Raw genomic sequence first — 1,313 nt, 5'->3', positions numbered from 1 at the left:
CTCTACTTTCATTTCGAGAATTTTCAAGATCACATTCTCCAAGAATATATCTTGGAGAATGTGATCTTGAAAATTCTCGAAATGAAAGTAGAGTATCTGATTGTTGATTTTTCAGGTATCTTGAATATAGATACTATAGCTGAACGTTACCTCTTTGATATCTACAGTATGCTTCGCTTACAAGGTATTGAGGTCATGATGACAGGTATACGACCTGAACTTGCTCAAACTGTTGTTAGAAATGACTTTGATTTCTCCTCTATTCCTCTTACATGCGGTCGAGTTCTAGATATTCTTTTAACGTTTGCTGTAACGTCCCTTTTGCTTCTGCCTGGTCCTCAAAGGAGATTCCCGAGTGAATCATTGTTCGAACTAGGTCAGCACGTAAACCTGTAAGAACAGCTTTAGATCCCATCATTGAAATCCCAGTTAATATTTTTTGAAAATGGTCAATRACATGCATCTCCATGTTGGCAATTCCAGACAGGTCTATAATTAATGTTTGAATCTTTAAATCTGAGATGCCCATCAATACTTTCTCCTCAATCGTTTGGATACGATTGAGGTCAATCATTCCGATCAACGGTAGTACAGCTATAGATTGGCTAAGTGGTATAATGGGTACTGATAGATTTTCAACTAAGTCCCTTTGGGAAGCAATTAATTCATCTTTATACGTGGAATAACTGATGAGAAAAGTGTTAAGAAATTGATCAATCTTATCATTAATTCGTTTCTCTAAGGCATAAAATTCTTCACGGCCATTAAAATGGTTATTTATTCGATCATATTGATAGAGAAAATGCCACAATGTTCGCCTAATGGCCTGTACCCATTCTAGTTTGAAGGCAAGAGTTAAGGAATGCTCTGCCCAGGCTATCCCTTCTTGTTGAGCGAAAGCAACGAGTTGTTCTTCCTTTTGCTCCACGACATATAGAGATAACTTTTGAGCATTTTTTAAAAGATCAATATTTCCAGTTTCTAAAATATCATTAATCTTAGAGGCTACGTTAACCGCCTCTGATAAGAGTTTATCCTGGAAGTTCTGTTTGTTATCTTTAATGAAATCGGTCATTTTCTCTCTCTGATTATAAATAATTTCCATTTTGAATACGCCCCTTATTTGTTTACTGATTATTGTTATCCTTAATTAATAAATATTCCCAAATGAGTTATTATTTATTTTTATTTTCATGCTTTGTACTACCTCCACTACATATGTTTTAAATAAAAGAACAATAAGACTTTTATAATGAATCTTTAAACCTGAATATACCCATGGTCGTGCCCACTTTTTTCAACATGATAAAGGG

The 1,313-nt window shown here is 34.6% G+C and carries 1 protein-coding gene and 1 pseudogene; one reads left to right on the top strand and one right to left on the bottom strand.

The window, feature by feature from the left end:
* Window positions 1–51 precede the first annotated feature (51 nt).
* A pseudogene (locus AC1DRF_RS28165) lies at window positions 52–246 on the top strand (STAS domain-containing protein); the annotation flags it as partial.
* Window positions 247–268: 22 nt separating this feature from the next.
* Here AC1DRF_RS28165 and AC1DRF_RS28160 read toward each other — a convergent pair.
* A complete protein-coding gene (locus AC1DRF_RS28160) occupies window positions 269–1,105 on the bottom strand; it encodes an STAS domain-containing protein (protein ID WP_279621066.1) in 837 nt (278 codons plus the stop codon).
* Window positions 1,106–1,313: the final 208 nt, after the last annotated feature.

It is taken from the genome of Priestia sp. P5_B4, assembly GCF_056400385.1.
Note: the sequence above shows the minus strand (reverse complement) of the source record. Positions and strands in the feature narration are given on the sequence as shown.